This window comes from Microbacterium soli (assembly GCF_039539005.1).
Lineage (GTDB): Bacteria > Actinomycetota > Actinomycetes > Actinomycetales > Microbacteriaceae > Microbacterium > Microbacterium soli.
The window spans coordinates 2,302,294-2,319,342 of sequence record NZ_BAABCP010000001.1 but is presented as its reverse complement, the minus strand read 5'-3'; the positions used below and the strand labels follow the sequence as shown (position 1 = coordinate 2,319,342).

The window sequence follows — 17,049 nt, the reverse complement described above, 5'->3', positions numbered from 1 at the left end:
GGAGAAGGAGTCCTCATGCGCGAAGAAGGAGACCCCATCTGCACGGGGTCAGCCGCAACCCGCGTCCTCTCGCCCGGCTCCTCCTCCAGGCTCGATGAGGAGTCCGTCCTGTGCAGCACACTGAAATCCGAGTGGAGCTTCGACTTCGTATGAACCGTCATCTCAAGATGTCCCTCTGGACTCTCGGGGCGGCCGCCGCGACGATCGTGCTACTCGTGATCCTGGCGGACGGACACCGCGTCGCTCAGACGACTCTCAACGGGGTCGCCTCCGGGGTGGCGATCGCCCTGGGAGCGGTCGGTCTCGCACTGATCTTCTCCGTGCTGCGCGTCGTCAACTTCGCCCACGGAGATCTGCTCACTCTCACCGCATACATCACGCTCGCACTGATGACCGGAGCCTCGATCCCTCTGGTCGTCGCCGCGGTCATCGCCATCGTGGTGACCGCGTCCCTCACGGGCGCAATGGAGATCACCGTGTGGCGTCCGCTCCGCAAGCGCGGCGCAGGAGTACTGCAGAAGCTTCTCGTCGGCATCGGTCTGGCGTTCCTCATCCGAGGGGTGGTTCAGGTGGTCTTCGGCGCTGAACCCCGCCGTCTCGATGTCGACGTCAGCCGCTCGGTGCCGCTGCCCGGAGGCCTGACTCTCGGGTACATCCAACTCTGGTCCCTCGTGATCGGGCTGATCATCCTCATCTCGCTCGCCTGCTGGTTGAAGTTCTCGCACTCGGGCCGCGAGCTCCGCGCGATCGCCGACAACGACATGCTGGCCGAGACGACGGGGATCAACACCAAACGGTGGATGCTGACGACCTGGATCATCGGAGGCGCGGCCGCCGGCCTCGCCGGAGTTCTGACCGCCGGTTCCGTCGGTGCGATCACACCCAACTTCGGATTCATGCTCCTGCTGGCGATGTTCGCCGCAACGATCCTCGGCGGCGTCAGCAGTGCCTTCGGCGCCATCGCCGGTGGTCTTGTCATCGGCCTCGTCCAAGAGTGGTCGACGATGTTCTTCGACTCGAGTTGGAAGCTCGCGGTCGGATTCGGCGTGCTCATCCTCACGCTGATCGTCCGCCCCACCGGTCTTCTCGGGAAGGCGAAGCTGTCATGAGCGGTCTCATCACCCCGGACTTCTGGCTGGGCACACTCACCATCGCGGGGATCTACGCCATCTTCGCACTCGGCGTGCAGCTCAACATCGGGCTCACCGGCCTGCTGAACCTCGGGCAGTCCGCGAGCATGGCCATGGGAGCCTACGGAACGGCCCTCTTCGTCGTGCATCTGGGCTGGCCGATGTGGGCGGCGATCATCGCGGGTCTCGCCGCCTCCGTCCTCCTCGCCGTGGCTCTGGGCCTCGCAGCGATCCGGCTCCCCAGCGATTACTTCGCCATCGTCACCCTGGCCGCGGCCAGCATCATCGTGATCGTCGCGCAGAACCTCACCGACCTCACCGGCGGCAATGACGGGATCTTCGGGTACGACAGCGCCTGGACGGATGTGACGATCATGGTGAACAAGATGCTCGCGAGCATCGGTCTCCATGACCTGTACGCAGCCCCGCTGGCCGTCCTGGCGTGGCTGCTGTTCCTCATCCTCGCCACAATCATGCACTGGCTCAAGAACCAGCCGTGGGGACGTGTCCTGCGTGCGGTGCGAGAGGATGAGAACGCCGCCGAAGCGCTCGGCAAGAACGCGCGCACCTACAAGCTGCAGTCCATGGCGATCGCCGGGGGGCCTCGCCGGCATCGCGGGTGTGCTCATGGCGTTGAACCTCAGCGTCGTGTATCCGAACTCCTTCAACCACGACATCATCTTCTACGCCACCGCGGTGCTCCTGCTCTGCGGTCTCGGCAGCTTCTACGGCCTCGCCTACGGCGCGGTCGTGCTCTGGGTGGTCCTCGAGGGCGCCCGCTTCGTCGATCTCCCCCTCAGCAGCGACCGTGTCGCGGCGCTGCGGATCATCATCGTGGGTCTCGTCCTGATCCTTGCGGGCATGCTGCGCCCGCAAGGTCTGTTCGGCAACAAACGGGAGATGGTGCTCCGTGATGACTGACACGCGCAAGCCGATCCTCGTCGTCGACGGACTCGCCCGAGCTTTCGGCGGTGTGCACGCCGTCGAGGACGCATCCTTCTCGGTCGAGAGAGGATCGGTGACCGCACTCATCGGCCCCAACGGCGCCGGCAAGACCACGACTTTCAATCTCATCGCCGGAGCCATCCGCCCCGACTCCGGCACTGTCGTCTTCGACGGTCGGCACCTCGAGGGCCGCCCGGCTCACGAAGTCGCCCGTGCCGGCATGATGCGGACGTTCCAGTTGCCGCGGACCATGGCGGCCATGACAGTGCTGGAGAACATGATGCTCGGCAGCGTCGACCATCCGGGAGAGTCCCTCGGCGGCACACTGCTGAGCCGCCGACGCACGAAGCAGCACGAGAAGATGCTCAGCGAGCGCGCCGCCAGTCTGCTCTCGACCGTCGGTCTGGCGGAGAAGGCAGCGGAGTACGGCGGCGTGCTCAGCGGAGGACAGCACAAGCTGCTCGAGATCGCGCGCCTGCTGATGGCCGAACCGACGATGGTCCTGCTCGATGAGCCGCTGGCCGGCGTGAACCCCAGTCTCGGCGAGAAGATCATGGATCTGGTGCACCGAGTGCGCGACGAGCGGGGAACCACGTTCCTGTTCATCGAACACGATATGAACACGGTCATGACACGGGCCGACGCCATCGTCGTCATGGCGCGAGGACAGGTCATCGCCACCGGATCCCCCTCGGCCGTGCAACAGGACCCGGCCGTCATCGAAGCCTATCTAGGCGGTAGCACCCATGAGTAGCAGAGTCATCGAGGTCGTCGACCTCGTCGCCGGGTACCAGCCCGAGATCGACATCCTCCACGGCATATCCGCCCATGTCGACGAGGGAGAGATCGTCACGATCGTCGGAGCGAACGGGGCGGGGAAGTCCACTCTCCTGAAGTCGATCATGGGCTGGGTCACCGTGCGGTCCGGTTCGATCACGATCAACGGACACGACACCCTCTCCATCGCCCCCTACGAGATGTCCGCGGCCGGCATCGGCTACACGCCGCAACTGGCCAACGTCTTCCCGTCCCTCTCGATCGACGAGAATCTCCGTCTCGGAGTGCCCAGCAGGAAGAAGGACGAATACCTGGCGGGGAAGGCGCGGGTGGAGGCGCTCTTCCCTGCGCTCCGCGAGGCGCGCAACAAGCCCGCGGGTCTCCTCTCGGGCGGCCAGCGGCAGATGCTGGCGATGGGCAGAGCACTGATGGCGCAACCCCGTGTCCTGCTCCTCGATGAGCCGACAGCCGGCCTCTCTCCGCAGAATGTCGACCTCCTGTTTCATCAGGTGCAGCAGATCCGCGACAGCGGCGTGACAATCCTCATGGTCGAGCAGAACGCACGTCGTGCGCTGGACATCTCGGATCGGGGATATGTCTTCGACCTGGGCCGCAATCGCGCGACCGGAACGGGAGCGGAGCTGCTCTCGGATCCGGACATCGTCGCCGCTTATCTCGGCTCCGCCGGCGGCGGGCGGCCCCAGGAGGCCAACACCACGCATCGGAACGACGACTCGTCGCGGAGCACCGGAGAGGGAGAGGAGAAGTGACCGAGATCGGCCACAACCCACCGAGTATGAGCACGACCCGCATCCCCGCACCCGAGACCACGCTGCGCAACCTGGGCGACATCGCCATCGCCCACAGGCTGAGCGACGCTCTGGCGATCGTCGATCTGAGCACAGGAGACGAGTTCACCTACCGGGAACTGGCGGCCCTCACCGACGGCGTCATCGGGCTGTTGGCCGATCTCGGGCTCTCCAGCGGCGACCGCATCGGGATCTGGTCGTTGAACCGCATCGAGTATCTTGCAGCCTATTTCGGCATCATGCGTGCGGGGATGTCGGTGGTGCCGATCAGCACGAAACTCCCCCAGGACGGATTCGACCACATCGTCGAGGACGCCGATCTGAAGTTGATCTTCGCCGATGCGGATCGCGCTCCACGAGCCGCAGCATCGGTGCCCACGGTGAACTTCGACGATGACGGCCCCGCAGGATTCGCCGGGCATCCGCGCCACGAGGGCACTGCCACGGTCGAGGTCCCCCTCCACGACGAGGCCGAGCTGCTGTACACATCCGGCTCCACCGGTCGACCCAAAGGCGTCTCACTCAGCCACCTCGGGCAGATCTGGGCTCTGGAGCGTCTCCTCAAGATCAAGAAGGACACCCCGAAACGACAGCTCATCGCCCAGCCGCTGTTCCACATGAACGGCATCTTCAGCGTCAGCGGAGGGCTGCTCTCCGCAGACACGATCTACCTGCAGCCCCGCTTCGACGCCCGCGCCTATGCGGCCGCCCTGGACGAGTACCGCATCGAGAAGCTCAGTGCAGTGCCCACGATGTGGTCGCGTGCGCTGCGCGAGAAGGATGAAGGGCGCGCCACGCTGTCGAGCATCCGCGATCTCGTCCTCGGATCCGCACCGACGTCGTCCAAGCTCCTGAAGAAGACGGCCTCGGCCTGCCCGCAGGCGAACGTCTCGCTCTCCTACGGCACCACGGAAGCCGGTCCCGTGGTCTTCGGTCCGCACCCGGACGGGCTGGAGCGCCCCTTCGGTTCACTCGGATACCCTCTCGCCGACGTCGAGGTGCGCCTCTCCGGAAGTGCGGAGAACGATCGAGGGGTGCTCGAGATGCGCTCCATCTCCCTCATGCGCGAGTACGTGAACCTCCCCGAGCGCACCGCGGAATCGGTCACCGACGGCTGGTATCACTCGGGTGATCTGATGCGCCGAGACGAGAACGGCTTCTACTTCTTCGACGGCCGCTCGGACGACATGTTCGTATGCGGCGGTGAGAACATCTTCCCGCTCGAGGTCGAGAGCATCCTCGAGAGGCATCCGGCCGTCCACCAGGCCTCCGTCGTCCCGCTCGACGACGAGGATCGCGGACAGATGCCGGTGGCCTTCATCGTGCCGCAGGTCGGCGCCGAGACGACCGCTGAAGAGCTCAAGCGCTTCGTGCTCGACAACGCCCAGCCGCACCTCCACCCCCGACGGATCGCCTTCGTCCCGGAACTGCCCTTCGCCGGGACGAACAAGGTGGATCGCGCGACGCTCATCGACCGCGCCGAGCAGCTCGAGCGCGATCGCGCCTGGGAGAGCGATTAGATGGCTCTCTCGATCGAGAGGATCCAGGCGCTCCTCGATGATTCCCCGTTCATCGCCTTCCTCGGCATCCGCTGCACTGCGGTCAGCGAATCCCCGGCGACCACGACCCTGGAGCTGCCGATGGCTCCCGCCCTGGAGCGGGGACGCGGGAGCAACCAGTTCCACGGCGGCGCGATCGCCTCCCTCATCGACACCGCCGGCGATTTCGCCGTCATCGCCGGCAGCGGTGCCGGCGTTCCGACGATCGATCTGCGGGTCGATTACCTGCGCCCCGCGTTCGGTCCCCGTCTCACAGCCACCGCCTCGGCCCGCCGGATCGGAAGGACCATCGGCGTCGCCGATGTCGACGTCTTCGACGACGATCAGCGCCTCGTCGCCGTCGGCCGCGGATGCTTCGCCATCGTCTCCTCATCGGAAGGGAAGAACTCATGAAGGCCATCGTGCTGCGTGCCCACGATCCCAGCCCACGCGCACTCGAGTACGTCACGGACTGGCCGGATCCGGTCGCCGGCGAGGGCAACGTCGTGATCGCCGTCCGGGCCTGCGCTCTGAACTACCATGATCTGTTCACCCTTCGCGGCATGCCGGGCATCAAGGTTCCGATGCCGATCATCACGGGGATCGACATGGCCGGCGAGATCGTCGAGGTCGGCCCCGGCGTCACCGGCTTCACCGTCGGCGATCGCGTCCTGGTGGACCCCTTCGACCGCGTTGCGGGCAAGCTCATCGGCGAGATGATGAACGGCGGCCTCGCCGAGTACTGCGAGGTCGGCGCGCACACTCTGCTGCCCTTGGACGACGCGATCAGCTTCGAGGACGCGGCCGCGCTGCCCACCGCATACGGCACCGCGTATCGCATGATCCGGCGTCGAGGACGCGTCGCTCGCGACGAGAAGGTCCTCGTCCTCGGCGCCTCGGGCGGCGTCGGGACCTGCTGCGTGCAGCTGGCCGCGGCGGAGGGCGCGCATGTGATCGCCGCCGCCTCGACGGCGGAGAAGCTCGCTCGGCTCGAGGAGCTCGGCGCGCATGAACTGATCAACTACGTGGAGCATGACTTTCGGGAAGCCATCATCGCGAAACACGGCAAGCCTCGCATGTTCGGCGGGGGCGGTATCGACGTGATCGTGAACTTCACCGGTGGAGACACTTGGGCGCCCTCGCTGCGCACTCTGACCAAGGGTGGACGCCTGCTCACATGCGGTGCCACTGCGGGGTTCGATCCGAAGACCGACATCCGCTACATCTGGACCTTCGAGCTCAACATCCTCGGATCCAACGGATGGGCGCGCGAGGACGTGGAAGAACTGCTCGAGCTCGTGCGGCAGAAGAAGCTCCGCCCCATGATCGATCGCGTCCTGCCACTGGAGAAGGCGCAGGAGGCGTTCACGCTGCTCGATTCGCGCGAGGTCTTCGGCAAGATCATCGTGAGTCCAACAGCAGCCTGAGCAAGGCGGCGCGCATCACGATCTCAGAGACATCCGGATCGCCGCCGCGCGACACTCCCTGCTCCTGTGGATAACTTCTGCGCACCCCGTGCCGATCGGGTTACCGTGACCGGGTGACTCCCCCGACCTCCCCGCTCCGCATCGTCAGCGCGCTGTCCGCCGGGCTGCTCGCGCTCGGGATGCTGGCCGCGTGCACCCCAGAACCGCAGCCGGCTCCCGCGCCGACGCAGACCCCGCTGTTCGCGACGGATGAGGAGGCGTTCGCCGCGGCGGAAGAGACGTACTCACGGTACATCGCAGCTCTTAACGACACAGATCTCTCTGACCCTGAGACGTTCGAGCCGGTATACGCCTGGCTCACTGGTACAGCCCAAGGCGCCGAGAAGGAGAGCCTCAGCGCATACCACGCCGAAAAGCTCCGCCGGTCAGGCAACACCGACTTCGATACATTCACTCCGCTGTCACGTACGGAGGACGAAGTGACGGCGAATCTCTGTCTGGACGTTTCAGAAGTCGACCTTGTTGATGAGGACGGCGGATCCGTCCTTCAAACCGATCGGGCAACTCGTCGAGCACTCAAGGTCACGTTCGTACCAGGCATGACAACGACGGGCCTACGCATCTCGTCCAACCACAAGCCCGAGACGTTCACTTGCTAGACAAAATCGCTCTCGGAATCACTCTTCTGCTCACCGCTTCGCTGTCATCCGCGGGTGGTTGGCCTGCAGAAACAGGCACATTTGACGAAGAGATCGGCGGCGGAGGAACTTCATGGAACCTCGATTCTCAAGGACGGCGACTTGACGTCTCCAGTACCCGCCACCGCTTTGGTCATGCCCCTACACATAGCCGCCGCACCAACTCTCCAGCTGTCAACGTCGACTTCGCACCGAAGCCCGAGCCGCCGACGCATGCGCTCAACAGGCTCTGCGCGGAGTGGACGAGCCTCGATGAGTGCATCCGCCTCACTCCTCCCGATGCGGATCCCGACGACCCGGAGAAGCCCGCCACTCCGACCTTCACCATCACCGACCTCGCCAGCTTCGCCCCGGCCCCCGTCGCGCTCACCGGCGAGCCCGAGAACCTCGGCGTCGCGGGGCTCGCCACGAACTTCATCGCCGATGCCGCCGACCACACCCGCTCCGGCACGCTGTTCGGCTACGCCATCACCGCACGGTTCACACCGACGTCCTTCGTCTTCCACTACGGCGACTCGTCCACTCGTCGCACCGGGAGCGCCGGAGCGAGCTGGCAGGACCTCGGCCTGGCGCAGTTCACCCCCACGGACACGAGCCACACCTACGCCGAGCGAGGCACCTACTCCGCGCACGTCGACACGGCCTACACCGCCGAGATCGATCTCGGCACCGGGTTCTTCCCCATCGCCGGCACGCTCACCATCCCCGGCATGTCCCAGGAGATCCGCATCTACGAGGCGCGCACGGCCCTCGTCGCCCACACGTGCACGGAGACGCCCTCGGCTCCGGGCTGCTGATCCCGAGCCGCCACGAGCACCCGTCCCGGTCAGCGTGATCCCCCAAAGGATCGCGCCAGCCGTTGTGTGCGGCATCCAACGTGACGGCTGTGCCCGACGCTAGGGTGGAATCCGTGACGGACACGCCAGACCTCTCGACCACCGCCGCGAAGATCGCGGATCTCCGCGCGCGCTTCGCCGAAGCCGTCGTCGAGCCGGAGAAGATCGCCCAGCAGAAGCAGCATGCCAAGGGCAAGATGACAGCCCGTGAGCGCATCGAGCTGCTCGTCGACAGCGGCAGCTTCGTCGAGTTCGACGAGTACGTGCGGCACCGCACCACGGCGTTCGGCATGGACCGCAACCGGCCGTACGGCGACTCCGTCGTCACGGGCATCGGCACCATCAACGGACGCACCGTCGCCGTCTACTCGCAGGACTTCACCACCTTCGGCGGGTCCCTCGGCGAGGTCTCCGGGGACAAGATCATCAAGATCATGGAGTTCGCCCTCACCAGCGGGATGCCGGTGATCGGCATCCTCGACTCCGGCGGAGCGCGCATCCAGGAGGGCGTGCTGGCGCTCAGCAAGTACGGCGAGATCTTCACGATGAACACCCGCTCCTCCGGCGTCATCCCGCAGATCTCCATCATCATGGGCCCGGCCGCCGGCGGCGCCGTGTACGGCCCGGCCCTCACCGATTTCGTGATCATGGTCGACAAGACCAGTCAGATGTTCGTCACCGGCCCCGACGTCATCAAGACCGTCACCGGCGAGGACGTCGGCATGGAGGAGCTCGGCGGTGCCTACACGCACAACACGCGCTCCGGGGTGGCGCACTACCTGGCGGCCGACGAGGACGACGCGCTGGACTACGCGCGCACCCTGCTCAGCTTCCTGCCCGACAACAACATGGCGGAGCTTCCGGGGTACGCCTCCGACTTCGAGTGGGAGACGACGGATGCCGATCAGCAGCTGAACACGATCATCCCGGACTCCCCCAACCAGCCCTACGACATCCACACCGTCATCGAGCACATCGTCGACGCCGGCGACTTCCTCGAGGTGCAGCCGCTGTTCGCTCCGAACATCGTCATCGGCTTCGGCCGCGTCGAGGGGCGCTCGGTGGGCATCATCGCCAACCAGCCCTCCCAGATGGCGGGGACCCTGAACATCGAGGCCGGTGAGAAGGCCAGCCGCTTCGTGCGCTTCTGCGACGCCTTCTCGATCCCGATCGTCACCCTCGTCGACGTGCCCGGCTACCTCCCCGGCACCGACCAGGAGTGGACGGGGGTCATCCGCCGCGGCGCCAAGCTCATCTACGCCTACGCGGAGGCCACCGTGCCCCTGGTGACCGTCATCCTGCGCAAGGCCTACGGCGGCGCCTACATCGTGATGGGCTCCAAGCAGCTCGGCGCCGACGTGAACCTCGCCTGGCCGACCGCGGAGATCGCCGTGATGGGCGGCCAGGGCGCCGTCAACATCCTGTACCGCGGGGAGATCAAGAAGGCCGAGGAGAACGGCGAGGACGTCGCCGCCGTGCGCACCCGGCTCGCCAACGAGTACACCTACAGCGTCACCTCGCCGTTCCTCGCCGCCGAGCGCGGCGAGATCGACGGGATCATCGAACCGGCGAACACCCGCGTCTCGATCGCGAAGGCCCTGCGAGCGCTCAAGGGCAAGCGTGCGGACCTGCCGCCCAAGAAGCACGGGAACATCCCGCTGTGATCGGCGCGACCCGATGACCGAGCACGAGGAGACGCCGCGCATCGAGATCGTGCGCGGCGCACCGACCGATGAGGAGCTCGCCGCGCTGCTGGCCGTCGTCAGCGATGCGTACGCGCGCGAGAGCGCCGAAGCCGTCGCCGAGACGCCGCACGTCTCCGTGTGGGAGCGCACGCAGCGCGGCCTGCGCGCCCCCCTGCGCCGCGACATCCCCTGGGGTCGGTTCTCCGGCTGACGCGTCCCCGACCGGCACCCGCCGCATCAGGATCTGTCCCCCGAAATACCTACAGACAGATCGTCGACAGCGCGTCAGACTGGTCATGACGCTTCGCGTTAGGCGGTTGCTCTGCTCCAGGGTAGGCAGACGCGGGACCGCCCTCCAGCGGACAGTTTTCGGGTAACTGCTCCGCACCGGCGAGGGGCAGGCGGATACGCCGCCCCTCGCCCACTTCCTCCGTGGTCCGTCCTGCGGATGCGGTCAGGGCGCCGCGCGCGGGATCTCATGCCACAGGTCTACCGCGTCGTCGTCATGCGCGCCGCCGGCCGCACGTCCGACCACGGTGACGGCGATCCGGTCGTCACGCCCCGCGCGGACGATCACGCGATTCGAGCGGGCGCCGGCCAGCACCGTCGCCAGCTCATCACGGATCTCCGACAGGCGAGCCGGCTCCATGCCCTCGAGCCCGCCCTCGTCGAACACGGTGACGACAGCCCCGCGCCGCCGCGCATCGGCGATGGCGCGACGCACTGCATCGTTGAGAAGCACGGCGCCGCGCAGTTCATCGCGCATGGTCCCCTCCGCCAGCCGGGCGTCCAGCCGCTCCTGCTCCGTCAGCACGCCGCTTGCGGCCACCACCCGGGAGAGCACGGGCCCCGCGATGGCCAGCGCACGCTGTGCGCGCACCCGTCGCTCCCGCTGGCGCACCAGCTGCGTGGCGTTCCACGCCGACACCGCGCGCTGCACGTCCGCCAGCCGCTCGGTGTCCCGCACCGCCCGATCCCAGAAGATGATCAGCAGGTGCGCCACGACCACCCAGGTGATCGATCCCACCAGGCCGAGCGTGAACGCCCTGCCCACGCCCATGTACGCCGAGGCCGAGACGACGAGGATCGCCAGCACGATCCAGCCCAGCAGCAGTCGCCGCCGCACGATGCACACCACCGCCAGCACGCCGATGGCGCCGATGTACCAGGTCGCGAAGGGCGCGCCGCGCATCTGCGGGACCAGCGCCAGACTCACCAGCGTCGGCACCGCGATGCCCGCCACGAGCACCAGGACGGCCGCCCCCGCCGGCATCCGCACACCGTCCGCGGACGAGGCGAGCACAGCCGTGAGCGTCGCCGCGAGGTACAGCACGATCGCCGCGATGATCAGCAGCGGCACGGCCGGCTGCTCGATCCACCAGATGGCACGGGCGGCGAAGTACAGCGAGAACCCGACGCCCAGTGCCGTGGTCATGCTGCGAACCGTGCGTCTCATGACGGCTCCCAGCTCAGCTCGACCGTGGTGCCCTGCGCATCCGACTCGATCCGGGAGGTGCCGGCGATCGCGGCCATCCGGGCGAGGATCGAGGCACGGATGCCCAGCCTGTCCTCTCCGATCCCGTCGAGGTCGAAGCCCGGTCCGGCATCCAGCACGGTCAGCGTCATCCGGCCGCGCTCAGTCGTCTCCACGACGACGTGCAGGCCGCGCCCGGAGGCGTGCACGAGAGCGTTGGTGATGGCCTGTCGCGCGGCCAGCACCATCGCCCGCGCCACTCGGCCCGGCAGCTGCGACGGCACCCCCCGCTCCTCGACGACGGCATCCGCACCATGCTCGGACAGGGTCCGGCGCAGTTCCGTGACCACACGGGAGCGACGGACCGGCTCGTCGCTGCCCTCCTGTGCGATCGACGCCTCCGTGTTGGCGAGCCGGGTCAGCGCCTCCCGCGCCATCGCGACCGCGAGCGTCCGCTCCCGCTCGCTGGATGCGCGCTCGCTCGCGATGAGCGCGGCCAGCACACTGTCGTGCATGAGGGCCGACATCGCCACGCGCTCCTCTTCCGAGGCGGAAGCCGCGGCGGCCGCCGCATAGGACTCCACCGCCTCCGCCCTGGCATCGTCCACCCCGGCCGCCACCTGTCGGAAGATCCACGCCAGCGAAACGATGACCGTGCCGAGGATGATGGTGAACGACACGTCGAACCCCGTGGTGATCCAGAAGCTCTGCAGGAAGTCACCCTGCGCCAGGCGCACCCAGCCGTACACGAGCGGCAGGCCGAACGCCCAGGCGAACTGCACGCGAGGGGGGAACGCCAGCATGGCCGCCACCACGCCGATGTTCACGAGGAAGAAGATCCACGGCTGCTCCGAGGGCTCGCCCGCGACCGGGTCGACGACAGCCGGCCACAGCAGCAGCGCGACCAGGTAGGAGATGGCGAATCCCGCGCAGGCGGGCTTCGTCCATCGCCCGCTCGCGCAGGCCACGATCATCCACAGCAACGGTCCGAACACGATGATCAGCATCGCCAGGTGCGGCCCGTCCAGCCGCGTCAGAGTGGTCACCGCGCCGAGGACCGCCTGCACCCCCAACGCGGCAGATCCGATGGCCCCCACGATGGCGAGGATCCGCTCCATCCGCTGACCGGTGAACCGTTCCAGACCGATTCCCACCTCGCCGGGAGTGGGCAGACTGCTCCAGGCCTCTCGGATGCTGCGCGCCTCAGCGGGCACCCGTCAGCCCCTCCGGCGCGACGATGCCGTCCTCCACCGCACGGCGGAGCAGATCGACCTTCGTCGGTGCCGGCCGACCGACCTCGACGTACTTGACCCGGATGCGGGTGACGTTCTCCTTCGCCGTCGAGTACGCGACGCCCAGCCGCTCGGCCACGGCCTTCAGCGGCAGCCCCGTCGCGTACAGCCGCAGCACCTCGCGCTCCCTTGTGGACAGCTGCGCATCCGCGAACTCGCGGTCCCCCTCCACGGCGCTCGCCCATTCGACGTTGTTCAGCGCCTCCCCGCGGGCGACGGTGCCGATCGCGTCGAGCACGTCGTCCAGGGACGACGACTTGCTGACCACGCCGGCGGCCCCGGCCACCAGTGCCTCCCGCACCGCGGCGGGACGGTCGGCGACACTGTGGATCACGACGCTGGATCCGTCGGCGACGAGCGTGGCGACGTTCTCGGTCACGGTGGTGCCGTCCCCGAGCGTGAGATCCAGCACGACGACGTCCGCGGGACGCGAACCGGACGACGCGCGCCACAGCAGGTACTCGCGCACGGTGGCCCCGGAGAACACCACCGTCTGGGCTCCTTCGCGCAGGCAGGCGGCCTCCAGCCCCAGACGCACCGACTCGTGGTCGTCGATGAGGGCGATGGTGCTCATGCCGCCAGCCTACTCAGTGCGCGGATGCGGTCATCGAGTCAGCAGCGCGACGGCTTCGAAGTGATGCGAGTGCGGGAACAGGTCGAAGGCCCGCAGCGAGTCCACCGACCATCCCAGACCGCGGAGCGTGCCGAGGTCGCGGGAGAGGGCGACGGGATCGCAGGCGACGTACACGATGTGCTCGGGATCCAGTGCCTGGACGCCCTCGACGACGGACCGGCCCGCGCCGGCCCGCGGCGGATCCATCACGACGACACCGGCTCTCGTGCGCTCCGGAAGGCCCGCGAGGAAGCGGTCCACCCGTGCCGTGACGGCCTGCACGCCGAGATCCGCGAGGTTCTCCGTCGCGTGCTCGGTGGCGCGCCGATCCGACTCGACGGTGATGATGTCGGTGGCCCCGTGCGCGCCGAGCGCCGCGGCGAACAGTCCGACGCCCCCGTAGAGATCGAAATGCGTCGTGTCGGGGTCGACCCGCCCCTGCAGCACCGTGCCCACGGCCTCCGACAGGACGTCCGCGGCGCGCGGATGCACCTGCCAGAACCCGGCCGCGTCCACGGCGAAGCGTCGACCGCCGGCGAGCTCGAACACCGTCTCCGGCGCGCCGCGTCCCGCACTGCGACGCACCCCCCGCCGCCGGCCGTGCTGCGGTGCCTGCGGCCGGGGCAGCACGCGCACGGCACCGTCGCCCGGCTCGACGAGATCGACCCTGCCGGGCTTCTGATCCCGCAGTGCGGCGGCGGCCGCCGCCACGGCGGGGCGCGCCAGCGGCAGGGTCGCGACGTCGATCACCCGATGACTGCGCGCCGCATACGGCCCGATCCGCCCGTCGTCGTCCACGTGCAGCGAGACGCGGGTCCGCCATCCGGTGCCGTCCCCGTCGTCCACGGCCTCCACCGCCGGCGCGTCGATGCCCGCACCGGCGAACTTGTCCAGCGCCTCCTGCAGCACCAGGCGCTTGAGCGCCCGCTGCTCGGCGAGGTCGATGTGGCCGAGGTCGGCACCGCCGACCCGCTCCTCGGGGGGCCTGGACACATCGGCCTCGGCCCACACGTGCGTGCGACGATGCGGCGACGCCTCCAGCACCTCGAGGGTCTCCGCACGCCAGAAGCGGCGCGAATCGGCACCTTCCGCGGCATCCGTGATGCGCACGCGCACCCGCTCGCCGGGGATCGCATCGGGCACGAACACCACGCGTCCCTCATGCCGGGCGATGAATGTGCCGCCGTGCGCGATTCCGGTGATGTCGAGGTCGAGCACGTGTGGGGAAGCGGTCATCCTGCCAGGATCCCACACCGGATAGCGTGGACCCATGCGCGTCTGCCTGGCATCCACCTCCCCCGCCCGACTCATGCTGCTGCGTCAGGCGGGCATCGAGCCGCTCGTGGTGCCCTCCGAGGTGGACGAGGATGCCGTGACGGAGGCCGCCGTCGCCGAGCGCGGCGGCCCGCTGCGGCCCGACGAGCTGGTGCTGCTGCTGGCGCGCGCCAAGGCGGCGGACGTCGTCGGCGGGCTGGCCGCACGGCATCCGGATTTCGACGGACTGGTCATCGGCGGTGATTCGATGTTCGCCCTCGACGGGCGGGTGTACGGCAAGCCGTACACCGCCACGGCTGCGGCGGAGCGCTGGGCGCGGATGCGGGGCGCGACCGGCGTGCTGTACTCGGGGCATTCCGTGCTCCGCGTGCGACCGGGCGTCCCGCCCGTCGAGGCGCACGCCGTGGCCGAGGCGTCGGTCACCTTCGCCGCCGACGTGACGGATGCCGAGATCGACGCCTACGTGGCCACCGGCGAGCCGCTGCTGGTGGCCGGGGCGTTCACCGTGGACAGTCTCGGCGGTGCGTTCATCACGCGGGTCGAGGGCGATCCCTCGACGGTCGTGGGAATGTCGCTGTCGACGCTGCGGGAGCTCGCCGGCCGGCTCGGTGTGACCTGGACGGATCTGTGGGGGGAGCCGCATTGACCGGGATATGACACGGACGGCGGTTAGGCGGTTTCGACTGCACTTCCACCGATATCTTGTGGGGAGTCGTCAAAGAGTTTGGTTCTGCACTCGCTAGGCTGAAATCCATGCCTGACATCGCCAAGGTCCTCATCGCAAACCGCGGCGAGATCGCCGTACGCATCATCCGCGCCGCTCGCGACTCCGGGATCTCCTCCGTCGCCGTCTACGCCGACCAGGACCGCGATGCCATGCACGCGCGGCTCGCCGACGAGGCGTACTCCCTCGACGGATCCACGAGCGCGGAGACGTATCTGCAGATCGACAAGATCCTCTCCATCGCCCGCCGCGCCGGTGCGGATGCGGTGCACCCCGGGTACGGTTTCCTCGCCGAGAACGCCGACTTCGCCCGAGCCGTCATCGGGGCGGGTCTGATCTGGGTGGGGCCGTCCCCCGAGGCCATCGAGTCCCTCGGGGACAAGGTGACCGCCCGCCGCGTCGCCGAGAAGGTCGGCGCACCGCTGGCGCCCGGCACGCCCGGACCGGTCGAGACGGCCGAGGAGGTCGTCGCCTTCGCGGAGCAGGTCGGTCTGCCCATCGCGATCAAGGCCGCCTACGGCGGCGGCGGCCGCGGTCTGAAGGTCGCCCGCGAGCTGGGCGAGGTCGCCGAGAGGTTCGAGTCCGCCACGCGGGAGGCCATCGCGGCCTTCGGTCGCGGGGAGTGCTTCGTGGAGAAGTACCTCGACAGGCCCCGGCACGTGGAGACGCAGTGTCTGGCGGATGCCGCCGGCAACGTCGTCGTCATCTCCACGCGCGACTGCTCGCTGCAGCGTCGGCATCAGAAGCTCGTCGAGGAGGCCCCCGCGCCGTTCCTGACCGACGACCAGAACGCGCAGCTGTACGCCGCGTCCAAGGCCATCCTCAAGGAGGTCGGCTACGTGGGAGCCGGAACCTGCGAGTTCCTCATCGGCGCCGATGGCACGGTCTCCTTCCTCGAGGTGAACACCCGCCTGCAGGTGGAGCATCCCGTCTCCGAGGAGGTCACCGGCATCGACCTGGTGCGCGAGCAGTTCCGCATCGCCGCGGGCGGCACCATCGACTACGACGACCCGACCCCGCAGGGCCACTCCTTCGAGTTCCGCATCAACGGCGAGGACCCGGGGCGCGGCTTCCTCCCGCAGCCCGGTCCCGTCAAGGTGTTCAAGACCTTCGGCGGTCCCGGTGTGCGTCTGGACTCCGGAGTCACCGCCGGGGATGCGGTCTCCGGTGCCTTCGACTCGCTGCTGGCGAAGATCATCATCACCGGGCGCGATCGCGCCGAGGCGCTCGAGCGCGCCCGCCGCGCACTCGACGAGTTCGAGGTCGCGGGTCTGCCCACCGTGATCCCCTTCCACCGCAGGGTGGTGCGCGACCCCGCCTTCACCGCGGAGGACGGCCGGTTCGGCGTCTACACCCGCTGGATCGAGACGGAGTTCTCGGGCGACATCCCGGCCTGGGACGGCGAGGCGGAGGACCCGGCGGCCGCCCCCGGCAGGCACACCGTCGTCGTCGAGGTGGCGGGCCGCCGACTCGAGGTCAGCCTCCCCGACCACGTGACCGCACCGGTCGCGGGAACCGCCGGTCGCCCGGCGGCCGTGCCGCCGTCGCGCCGCACGCACGCCAGCACGGCGAACGCGGGCGCCTCCGGGGACGCCGTGAAGTCGCCGATGCAGGCCACCGTCGTCAAGGTCGCCGTCGAAGACGGCCAGCAGGTCGTCAAGGGCGACCTGGTGGTCGTGCTGGAGGCCATGAAGATGGAGCAGCCGCTGCAGGCGCACAAGGACGGCCGGGTCGGCAACATCGACGCCGCCCCCGGCACCACGGTCTCCTCGGGGCATCGGCTGCTGACCATCAGCTGATGCCCCGGTCCCGGATCGGGGCCCTCG

At 68.4% G+C, this 17,049-nt stretch carries 17 protein-coding genes and 1 pseudogene; 14 read left to right on the top strand and 4 right to left on the bottom strand.

All coding sequences use genetic code 11. From position 1 onward, the window contains the following. Window positions 1-167: 167 nt before the first annotated feature. From ABD770_RS10935 to ABD770_RS10880, 12 genes and pseudogenes are all read left to right on the top strand, one after another. Complete coding sequence (locus ABD770_RS10935) at window positions 168-1,109, top strand: branched-chain amino acid ABC transporter permease (protein ID WP_344819591.1); 942 nt, start codon at window positions 168-170, stop codon at window positions 1,107-1,109. After that, window positions 1,106-1,669: pseudogene (locus ABD770_RS14955) on the top strand (branched-chain amino acid ABC transporter permease); the annotation flags it as partial. The gene ABD770_RS10935 and the pseudogene ABD770_RS14955, both read left to right, overlap by 4 nt. Next, complete coding sequence (locus tag ABD770_RS10925) at window positions 1,659-2,051, top strand: ABC transporter permease subunit (protein ID WP_425562751.1); 393 nt, start codon at window positions 1,659-1,661, stop codon at window positions 2,049-2,051. The pseudogene ABD770_RS14955 and the gene ABD770_RS10925, both read left to right, overlap by 11 nt. After that, on the top strand, window positions 2,044-2,829 hold the full coding sequence (locus tag ABD770_RS10920; RefSeq protein WP_344819588.1) for an ABC transporter ATP-binding protein: 786 nt from the start codon (window positions 2,044-2,046) through the stop codon (window positions 2,827-2,829). Before ABD770_RS10925 ends, ABD770_RS10920 begins: the two co-directional genes overlap by 8 nt. Continuing rightward, a complete protein-coding gene (locus tag ABD770_RS10915; protein ID WP_344819587.1) occupies window positions 2,822-3,622 on the top strand; it encodes an ABC transporter ATP-binding protein in 801 nt (266 codons plus the stop codon). Before ABD770_RS10920 ends, ABD770_RS10915 begins: the two co-directional genes overlap by 8 nt. 26 nt (window positions 3,623-3,648) lie before the next feature. Beyond that, window positions 3,649-5,181 carry a class I adenylate-forming enzyme family protein gene (locus ABD770_RS10910; protein ID WP_344819586.1) on the top strand — a complete coding sequence of 511 codons (1,533 nt, stop codon included), beginning with the start codon at window positions 3,649-3,651 and terminating at the stop codon, window positions 5,179-5,181. After that, a complete protein-coding gene (locus tag ABD770_RS10905; protein WP_344819585.1) occupies window positions 5,182-5,613 on the top strand; it encodes a PaaI family thioesterase in 432 nt (143 codons plus the stop codon). It abuts the gene before it with no gap. Further along, window positions 5,610-6,626, top strand: a complete 1,017-nt coding sequence (locus tag ABD770_RS10900; protein WP_344819584.1) for an SDR family NAD(P)-dependent oxidoreductase — start codon at window positions 5,610-5,612, stop codon at window positions 6,624-6,626. Before ABD770_RS10905 ends, ABD770_RS10900 begins: the two co-directional genes overlap by 4 nt. Before the next feature lie 113 nt (window positions 6,627-6,739). After that, window positions 6,740-7,285, top strand: a complete 546-nt coding sequence (locus tag ABD770_RS10895; protein WP_344819583.1) for a hypothetical protein — start codon at window positions 6,740-6,742, stop codon at window positions 7,283-7,285. Continuing rightward, window positions 7,279-8,121 carry a hypothetical protein gene (locus ABD770_RS10890; RefSeq protein ID WP_344819582.1) on the top strand — a complete coding sequence of 281 codons (843 nt, stop codon included), beginning with the start codon at window positions 7,279-7,281 and terminating at the stop codon, window positions 8,119-8,121. The genes ABD770_RS10895 and ABD770_RS10890 overlap by 7 nt, the downstream gene beginning before the upstream one ends. A 113-nt stretch (window positions 8,122-8,234) precedes the next feature. Further along, window positions 8,235-9,824 carry an acyl-CoA carboxylase subunit beta gene (locus ABD770_RS10885; RefSeq protein WP_425562750.1) on the top strand — a complete coding sequence of 530 codons (1,590 nt, stop codon included), beginning with the start codon at window positions 8,235-8,237 and terminating at the stop codon, window positions 9,822-9,824. Window positions 9,825-9,837: 13 nt separating this feature from the next. Then, window positions 9,838-10,056 carry an acyl-CoA carboxylase subunit epsilon gene (locus ABD770_RS10880; protein ID WP_344819581.1) on the top strand — a complete coding sequence of 73 codons (219 nt, stop codon included), beginning with the start codon at window positions 9,838-9,840 and terminating at the stop codon, window positions 10,054-10,056. Between the two features lie 243 nt (window positions 10,057-10,299). On the opposite strand, the gene ABD770_RS10875 is transcribed toward ABD770_RS10880, so the two are convergent. From ABD770_RS10875 to ABD770_RS10860, 4 genes are read right to left on the bottom strand one after another with little or no spacing between them, the layout of a single operon-like run. Then, window positions 10,300-11,301, bottom strand: coding sequence for a hypothetical protein (locus tag ABD770_RS10875; protein ID WP_344819580.1), 1,002 nt, complete (start codon window positions 11,299-11,301; stop codon window positions 10,300-10,302). Continuing rightward, window positions 11,298-12,533 (bottom strand): sensor histidine kinase, encoded by a 1,236-nt coding sequence (locus ABD770_RS10870; protein ID WP_344819579.1) that lies wholly within the window; start codon window positions 12,531-12,533, stop codon window positions 11,298-11,300. The genes ABD770_RS10875 and ABD770_RS10870 overlap by 4 nt, the downstream gene beginning before the upstream one ends. After that, window positions 12,523-13,185: a response regulator gene (locus ABD770_RS10865; RefSeq protein ID WP_344819578.1), complete on the bottom strand. Its 663-nt coding sequence runs from the start codon at window positions 13,183-13,185 to the stop codon at window positions 12,523-12,525. The genes ABD770_RS10870 and ABD770_RS10865 overlap by 11 nt, the downstream gene beginning before the upstream one ends. A gap of 30 nt (window positions 13,186-13,215) precedes the next feature. Further along, window positions 13,216-14,460 (bottom strand): class I SAM-dependent RNA methyltransferase, encoded by a 1,245-nt coding sequence (locus tag ABD770_RS10860; RefSeq protein WP_344819577.1) that lies wholly within the window; start codon window positions 14,458-14,460, stop codon window positions 13,216-13,218. Window positions 14,461-14,494: 34 nt separating this feature from the next. Here ABD770_RS10860 and ABD770_RS10855 point away from each other — a divergent pair, with 34 nt between their 5' ends. Beyond that, on the top strand, window positions 14,495-15,145 hold the full coding sequence (locus tag ABD770_RS10855; RefSeq protein ID WP_344819576.1) for a Maf family protein: 651 nt from the start codon (window positions 14,495-14,497) through the stop codon (window positions 15,143-15,145). A gap of 107 nt (window positions 15,146-15,252) precedes the next feature. Further along, window positions 15,253-17,022, top strand: coding sequence for an acetyl/propionyl/methylcrotonyl-CoA carboxylase subunit alpha (locus ABD770_RS10850; RefSeq protein ID WP_344819575.1), 1,770 nt, complete (start codon window positions 15,253-15,255; stop codon window positions 17,020-17,022). The last annotated feature ends 27 nt before the right edge of the window (window positions 17,023-17,049 follow it).